Here is a 7,645-nt window from a genome sequence, read left to right on the forward strand (position 1 = left end):
GATCAGGCCCTAGACAAGCAGCAGGGACTTGCCGAGGGTGGTGCGCCGGGCCAGGGAGGTGTGGGCCTCCCTCGCCCCCTCCAACGGGTAGGTCGCGCCGACGACCGGACGGATCCGGCCCTGCGCGGCCAACGTGAGTGCCTCCGTGAGCAGTTCTCGCACAGTGGCCTGATCGGGCGACCCGGCCTTCAGAAGGTTGGTCACCCGCACCCGTCGTTGTTCCGCCGCCCCCGGACCGATGTGGGCGAACTCCCCGCTGGAGGTGCCATAGGTGATGAACCGACCGCCGTCGGCCACCGCCCCGAAAGCCGCCTCACCGAGTTCTCCTCCCGCACCGTCGAAGGCCAGGTCGACGCCCGCCCCGCCGGCCGCTTCGCGCACCCGGTGCTGCCATCCCCGCTCCGAGTAGTCGACCGCGGCCTCCGCGCCCAGTTCACGGGCCAGCGCGAGTTTGCGCGCGCCCCGGGCCGCCGCGACGACGCGTGCGCCGGCGTCACGCGCCAGCTGCACCAGCAACGAGCCCGCTCCGCCGGCCGCCGCTGTCACCAGGACCCACTCTCCCCTGCTGATCTTCGCTTCCCGGGTGAGGATCAGGGCGGTGACTCCGTCGTGGAGTAAGGCGGCCGCCTCGGCGGAGCCCAACGGTTCGGGGACCTCGACCACCACCTCCGAGGCAGCGACGATCTGCTCGGCGTAGCCGCTGGTCGCGCGGGCGACCACATGGCGTCCGACCCAGTCAGGATCCACGCCCTCTCCCACGGACAGCACCCGACCCGCTCCGCCCCCACCTGGGACGTAGGGCAGCCGGAGGGGGAAGAACTCCTTTCCCCAGCCGCCTCGCAGCAGCGTGTCGAGATAGATGACGTCGGCGGCGGCCAGCCGCACCACGACCTGTCCCGGACCGGCGACCGGATCGGGAATCTCCTCGGGGACCAGTACCTCGGGCCCACCGAACTCCCGCACCTGGATCGCGCGCATCGGACCACATCCCTGTCTGGACCTGCATCGTGTACACAACGTAGAACCTCAAGCGAAGTTGAGGTCAAGTCGGCCTCAACGGGAACCAGGCATACGGGTGGGCAGCGTCTCCGGGCCCTGGTCCATCTTCCGCAGCTCCTCACGGTGGCGGGCCAGCAGCGCCGGCTCGGCGAAGAGGGAGGCGCCGACGGGGGTGGTGGACTCGTGGAACCGCACCGCGTGCCGGGCGATCTCGGCCAGCCGCTCCTGCACGGGCCGGGCCTCGGGGACGGCGGTGTACTCGGCGAGCAGCGGCAGGATCCGGGGCAGCCGCTCGTGCAGCACCCGGACGAAGATCTCTTCCTTGCTGCCGAAGTGCTTGTAGAGCGCCGCCTCCGAGCAGCCCGCGGCCCGCGCGATCTCCTTGGTGGAGAGGACTGAGGCGCGGCCACGAGCGGGTCCTTCCGGGCTTGACGGGGCGGAAGACAGAGCCTCACCCTAGGGGTGAGTGAACACTTACCCACCTCCGTGAGGGTCCTGCCCGAGGAGCGCAGACATGAGGATCGCCGTCTTCGGTGCCACCGGCGGAACCGGTCGGCACCTGGTCCGGCAGGCCCTGGAGACCGGCCACGAGGTCCGCGCCCTCGTCCGCGACCCTGCCAGGCTGCCGACCCCGCGTCCCGCCGGGCTGGAGGTCGTCACGGTCACCGACATGACCGACCCCGCCGCCCTGAGCCCGCACCTCGGCGACCGCGACGCCGTCCTCTCCGCACTCGGCACCACCACCAGGACGGCCGGCTTCGTCGCCCCCGCCGTCCATGCCGTCCTCACCGCCATGGCGGAGAACCACGTACGCCGTCTCCTCGTCGTCAGCGCCGCCCCGGTCGGGCCCGTCCCCGAGGGCGAGAGCCTCGCCTATCGCGCCCTCCTGCACCCCCTCGTCAGCCGCGTCTTCCGGAACATCTACGCCGACCTCGGCGAGATGGAGCGTCTTGTCGGTGCCAGCGCCAGTGACTGGACCGTGGTGCGACCACCCCGCCTCCTGGACAGGCCAGGCACCGGCCGCTACCGCGCCGATCCCGCCGGAAACGTGCGCGGCGGGCGTTCCATCGCCCGCGCCGACCTCGCCCACGCCATGCTCCGAATGCTCACCGACCCGGCGACCGTCAAACAGACCATCGGCGTCGCCGACTGACATCACGGCCGACCGCCCCGCCTCCCGATCGCGACGTCGTTCCGGCACAGACGTGGCGGGACCCAAGACCCAGCGGTGGACAGCGGACGCTCGGCGTAAGCGTCAGAAACAAGCCGAGGCGTCCCGTCGACGAAACCGCCGGGCGCGGGCACCGGTGGTCACGGCACGCTCCCCAAGGGCAGTTTCACCCCGAAGTACGTGACCTTCACCGACGGGTTCCTCGGCGACCCGATCCGCGCCGACGTCTCCTGACCCGCCTGGAGGCGGAGGAGCGCAGCCGTCGCGTTGACATGGATCCTCGCCGGACGTTCACTGGCAGCACGGCGCGGCGCCGGGCGGAAGGGGGCCGCTCCGGATCACCCACCAAGGCTTTCGCCTCACCGTGCTCGGCCGGGTCACCGCGGGCAGGTGACCACAGCGCCGATGCAGGACCGACCGGGTCTCCGGGAGCCTGGAACAGGCCGTCGGGAAGACCGAGGACGCCTTCGGGCGCAACGGAAGCGGCACCTACAGATGTACGACCAGACACGCGCCCAGCAGTCTTCCGACCAGCCTCCCGGCCGCTCCCAGCGCCGGACCAGCGGCCCTGAGCCGCTGCTCGGGGCAAATGAGCGGGACGAAATCGTGCGGCGGCTCGGGCGAGCCATCAACCACTTCGCCGACACCCCGCGTGAGGCGTTGGCAGAGGCCGAAGGTGCCTACGACGACGCCGTCGCCCAGCTCGTGAACGCCCTCGCGGAACGGCGTCGTCTTCTCCACGAGGGCTGGCAGGGGCACGATCCCGAGACGCAGTCCGACGAACTCCGGCTCTCGCTCCGGCAGTACCGGGAGATCACCCAGCGGCTGCTCCACCTCTAGGGCCTGCGCAGGGCGCCTGCGCAGGTCCTTGACTACCCTTGCCTTTAAGTTCCCTTTGCGTGGCAATATCGCACAAAAGTTCTAAGGAACGGGACATGGGTACCGTTGTCGGCCTGCCAGCCGTAAAGCGAAGGTCTCTCGCCGTCACTGTCGCCGTTGCCGTGGGTCTCGGGCTCGTCGGGGCCTGTGGGGGCGGGGGCAGCGGTAGTGGCGGCGGCGGTGGTGATCGGATCACCGTCGGGGTTCTGCTTCCCGGTGGCGGGGCCTCGCGGTTCGGGCAGTTCGACAAGCCCCTTATCGAGGAGAGGCTCAAGGAGCTCTGTCCTGACTGTCCTGCCGCCAATGTCGCCGCCACACCCGATCCCCAGGTTCAGCAGCAGCAGTTCGAGGCCATGATCACCCGGGGTGTCGATGTGGTCATCCTCGCCGCCGTCGATCCCCAGCTGATGCGTCCGTCCGTCGAGTCCGCCCATCGGGCCGGGATTCCCGTCGTCGCCTACGACCGGCTCGCGCAGGGGCCGATCTCCGGGTACGTCACCTTCGACGGGGAGGAGGTCGGGCGGCTTCAGGCCGAGGCTCTGCTCACCGCCATGGCGGCCGACGGCGGTGAGGGGCGGCGCATCGTCATGATGAACGGGGCCACCACCGACCCCAACGCCGGGTGGTACAAGGAAGGCGCGCTCAAGGTCCTCAAAGGCAAGGTGACCATCGCGAAGTCCTACGACACCGTCAGGTGGCGGCCCGAGAACGCCTACGTCAACATGACCGGCGCCATCGCCGCCCTCGGTGCCGAGAACATCGACGGTGTCCTCTCCGCCAACGACAGCATGGCCGGTGCCGTCGTCTCCGCCTTCAACGCCGCCAAGGTCAGGCCGCTGCCGCCCATCACCGGGCAGGACGCCGATCTGCTGGCCGTACGGCGGATCGTCAAGGGCGATCAGTACATGACCATCTACAAGCCCTTCAAGCGCGCGACCGACGCCACCGTCCAGATGGCCGTCGCCCTCGGGCGCGGTGAGGAGGTCGGGGCCATCGCCACCGGCACCGTCGACAGTCCGACCACCAAGGACGTGCCCGCGGTTCTGCTGCCGTCCGTCTCGGTGACTGTCGGCAATATCGGGGAGACGCTGGTCAAGGACGGTATGTACACCGTCGACCAGATCTGTACGCCTGCTCTCCGGTCCGCCTGCGATCGGGCCGGCCTCACCTGACGCACATCCCCACAGCGCCCACGGGAAGGAGGTGGCTCGTGCCCGGTCAGCCTCTGCTGGCGTTGCGCGGTGTCTCCAAGCGGTTCGCCGCCGTACAGGCGCTGGTCGACATCGAGCTGGAGGTCAGGGCCGGGGAGGTGGTCGCCCTCGTCGGGGACAACGCCGCCGGCAAGTCCACCCTGGTGAAGGTGATCTCCGGGGTCGGGCCCCCGGACAAGGGGGTCATCGAGTGGGAGGGGAGTCCTGTACAGATCAAGCATCCCCAGGACGCCAGCGTGCTCGGGATCGCCACCGTCTATCAGGACCTCGCCATGTGCGAGAACCTCGACGTCGTCGCCAACCTCTTCCTCGGGCGGGAGATCCACCGCTTCGGTGTTCTCGACGAGGTGGAGATGGAACGGCGTACCCGCGAGCTGCTGCACACCCTCTCCATCCGGATCCCCGATGTGCGGGTGCCGCTCGCCAGTCTCTCCGGCGGACAGCGGCAGGTCGTCGCGATCACCCGGTCCTTCCTCGGCTCGCCCCGGCTGCTGCTGCTCGACGAACCCACCGCCTCCCTGGGCATCCAGCAGACCAACCAGCTTCTCGACCTGATCGAGGAGCTGCGCGACCAGGGGCTCGGGGTGCTGCTCATCAGCCACAACATGAGTGACATCAAGGCCGTCGCCGACCGGGTCGCCGTGCTGCGCCTCGGCCGCAACAACGGTCTCTTCGACGTGAACACGACCTCCCAGGAGCAGATCATCTCCTCCATCACCGGCGCGGCCGACCATGCCGTCGCCCACCGGCCGCACCCGGAAGAGGGGTGGCCGTGAAGACCAACGTCAGCGTGGCCGTGAAGGGGCGGGTCTCGGCGTACGCCGGTGCCGTGCGTCGGAGGGTTCGTGAAGGCGGCCTCGGGCCCGCGCCCGTGCTGCTCGCCCTCGCCGTCACCTGGGTGGTCTTCCAGAGTCTCAACGACAAGTTCCTCTCGCCGCGCAATCTGTCCGTCCTCAGCGTCGACATCGTCGGGACCGGCATGGTCGCCGTGGGCATCGTGTTCGTGCTGCTGATCGGTGAGATCGATCTGTCCGTCGGGTCGCTCGCCGGGCTGGCCGGCGCCGTGTTCGCCGCGCTGAACGTCAACCTCGGTATGACGGAATGGCTCGCCGTGCTCATCGCCGTCATCTGCGGTACGGCCATCGGGGCGCTCCACGGGTTCCTGTTCGCCAAGTTCGGCGTACCCGCGTTCGTCGTCACCCTCGCCGGGCTGCTGGCCTGGAGCGGTCTGATGATCTACCTGCTCGGGCCCGACAGCTCCATCCACTTCAGCGAGGACGGGCTGGTCGCCACGCTGACCAGCCGCTACTACAGCGCCCCCGGCTTCACCTACGGTCTCGCGGCGGTCTGTACGGCCGCCTATCTGTTCTTCTCCCTGCGCGAACGCGGGCGGCGCGCCGGTGCCGGGATGCCGTGCCGGCCGGTGGGCGAGATCTGGGTACGTACCGTGCTGCTGGCGATCGTCGCGTTCACGACCGTCGCCGTGCTCGGGAACTTCGAGGGGCTGCCGCTGGCGCTGCTGATCTTCCTCGGGTTCATCGTCGCCTCGGACCTGCTGTTGCGCCGTACGCCCTACGGACGGCAGGTGCTCGCGCTGGGCGGCGGGGTGGAGGCGGCCCGGCGAGCCGGTGTCGATGTGACGCGCGTACGGGTCTCGGTGTTCATGGTGGCGGGGACGCTCGCGGCGGTCGGCGGGCTGTTCGTCGCGTCGCGGTTCACCTCGGCGAGCCAGGTCTCGGGGTCCGGCATGCTGCTGATCAACGCGGTCGCCGCCGCCGTCATCGGCGGGACCAGTCTGTTCGGGGGGCGGGGCTCGACGTGGTCGGCGCTGCTGGGGGTGCTCATCATCCAGTCGATCGCCTCGGGCATGGCGTTGCTGGGCGTGCAGACCGCCCTTCAGTTCATGATCACGGGTGGAGTGCTGATCACCGCTGTCATCTTCGACTCCCTGGCTCGCCGGACGGCCGCCTCGCGGGTACGGGCCTGAGGGCAGGGGAACAGCGCGGTCACGGTTCCTCTCCCCACGCCCCCGCGTGCGGGCCGAACCTGTTCTCGTTCTCGTACGCCGCCATCCGGGCGTTCCTTGCGTCGGCCTCCGGCCCGTCCGGCAGGTGGTAGACCTCGCCCGCGCTCGCGGATCCGGCCTGCACCCGGGTGGCCGTGGTGAGCCGTCGGTGTACGTACCGGGTCAGGGCGTCCGGGATGCCGTCCGGTGTCGCGCCCGCCAGACAGTCGCCCAGTACCGCCGCGTCCATGATCGCCTGGGCCGCGCCCTGGGCCTGGAACGGGACCATCGCGTGGGCGCTGTCGCCGAGGAGGGTCACCCGGCCCAGGTGCCAGCGGGTGAGCGGGGTGCGGGTGTGGATGGCGTAGCGGAACACCTGGCCGGCGCGTTCCAGGGCCGTGAGCAGCCGGGGGTCCCAGCCGGCGAACTCGCGGAGCTGCTCCCCCGGTTCGGCCTTGGCCGTCCACGACTCCGTCCACTCCGCCCATGACTCGGGTGCCGTCTTCGCCGTGAACACGGCGACCAGGTTGAGGAGTTCGCCGCCGCGGACCCAGTAGTGGACGACGTGCCGGCCCGGGCCGAGCCAGCCCGCGTACTCCGGCAGGTCCAGGTCGGCCACCTCGGCGGCCGGGAGCAGTGCGCGGTAGGCGGCGGTGCCGGAGAAGACGGCCTCGTCGGCGCCGAAGAGCCACTGGCGGGCCGAGGAGCGCACCCCGTCGGCGGCGACGACCAGGTCGGCGGCCAGGCGCTCGCCGTCGGCAGTCGTGACGTACGCCTGCCTGTCGTCCTGGTCGATGCCGACGACCTCCGTGTCCAGGCGGACCGACCCGGGCGGGACCCGATCGGCCAACGCCCGGTGCAGGTCGGCCCGGTGGACCTGCAAGTAGGGCGCCCCGAACTCGGCCTCCGCCTCGGTCCCGATGACGTACCGGCAGATCTCGGTGCCGTCGGACCAGGTGTGGAAGGTCAGCCGGGCGGGGCGCGCGGCGCGGGCGGCGACGGTGTCGAGCAGGCCCAGGCGGCGCAGTACGCGGGTGGCGTTGGGCGCGAGCTGGATCCCGGCACCGATCTCGGTGAAGCGGCGCGTCCGCTCGACGAGCGTGACGTCGTACCCGGCCGCGCGCAGACTCAGCGTGGCGGCCAGCCCGCCGATACCGGCCCCTACGACGATCGCCTTCACGCCCACTCCCCTCAGCAACCCGACCCGGCGAAGCACCCGGCCCTATCTTTCCTCGCCCCCGCCGCCCCTACCCGTCCCTCCCCCAGAGGGGGGACCCCCACTGGGGGCTGCGCCCCCAGACCCGGGACAAACCCGGCGTGCAGCTGCCGCTTCCCTCCGCACCGCCCCACAACGCCGTGGGGGCCCCGGCCCACCCCCCC

Annotated in this window: 8 protein-coding genes and 1 pseudogene; 5 read left to right on the forward strand and 4 right to left on the reverse strand. The window is 70.7% G+C overall.

What is annotated here, in order from left to right; all coding sequences use genetic code 11:
- Positions 1-9 precede the first annotated feature (9 nt).
- The 3 genes and pseudogenes from ACWCRB_RS10270 to ACWCRB_RS10280 all read right to left on the reverse strand — a co-directional run.
- Positions 10-978 (reverse strand): zinc-binding dehydrogenase, encoded by a 969-nt coding sequence (locus ACWCRB_RS10270; protein WP_450995626.1) that lies wholly within the window; start codon positions 976-978, stop codon positions 10-12.
- A 75-nt stretch (positions 979-1,053) separates the two neighbouring features.
- Positions 1,054-1,302 carry a hypothetical protein gene (locus tag ACWCRB_RS10275; RefSeq protein ID WP_450995627.1) on the reverse strand — a complete coding sequence of 83 codons (249 nt, stop codon included), beginning with the start codon at positions 1,300-1,302 and terminating at the stop codon, positions 1,054-1,056.
- A gap of 12 nt (positions 1,303-1,314) precedes the next feature.
- Positions 1,315-1,446 (reverse strand): annotated as a pseudogene (locus tag ACWCRB_RS10280) (TetR/AcrR family transcriptional regulator); the annotation flags it as partial.
- A 67-nt stretch (positions 1,447-1,513) separates the two neighbouring features.
- Between ACWCRB_RS10280 and ACWCRB_RS10285 the strand changes: the two are divergent.
- From ACWCRB_RS10285 to ACWCRB_RS10305, 5 genes are all read left to right on the forward strand, one after another.
- Positions 1,514-2,152: an NAD(P)-dependent oxidoreductase gene (locus tag ACWCRB_RS10285; RefSeq protein WP_450995628.1), complete on the forward strand. Its 639-nt coding sequence runs from the start codon at positions 1,514-1,516 to the stop codon at positions 2,150-2,152.
- Positions 2,153-2,665: 513 nt separating this feature from the next.
- Complete coding sequence (locus ACWCRB_RS10290; protein WP_450995629.1) at positions 2,666-3,010, forward strand: hypothetical protein; 345 nt, start codon at positions 2,666-2,668, stop codon at positions 3,008-3,010.
- Between the two features lie 95 nt (positions 3,011-3,105).
- On the forward strand, positions 3,106-4,221 hold the full coding sequence (locus tag ACWCRB_RS10295) for a sugar ABC transporter substrate-binding protein (RefSeq protein WP_450995630.1): 1,116 nt from the start codon (positions 3,106-3,108) through the stop codon (positions 4,219-4,221).
- A 38-nt stretch (positions 4,222-4,259) separates the two neighbouring features.
- On the forward strand, positions 4,260-5,036 hold the full coding sequence (locus ACWCRB_RS10300) for an ATP-binding cassette domain-containing protein (protein WP_450995631.1): 777 nt from the start codon (positions 4,260-4,262) through the stop codon (positions 5,034-5,036).
- Positions 5,033-6,247, forward strand: a complete 1,215-nt coding sequence (locus ACWCRB_RS10305; protein ID WP_450995632.1) for a sugar ABC transporter permease — start codon at positions 5,033-5,035, stop codon at positions 6,245-6,247. The genes ACWCRB_RS10300 and ACWCRB_RS10305 overlap by 4 nt, the downstream gene beginning before the upstream one ends.
- A gap of 19 nt (positions 6,248-6,266) precedes the next feature.
- Here ACWCRB_RS10305 and ACWCRB_RS10310 read toward each other — a convergent pair whose 3' ends face one another.
- On the reverse strand, positions 6,267-7,445 hold the full coding sequence (locus tag ACWCRB_RS10310) for an FAD-dependent monooxygenase (RefSeq protein ID WP_450995633.1): 1,179 nt from the start codon (positions 7,443-7,445) through the stop codon (positions 6,267-6,269).
- Between the last annotated feature and the right edge of the window lie 200 nt (positions 7,446-7,645).

Source organism: Streptomyces sp. NPDC002156 (assembly GCF_053593675.1).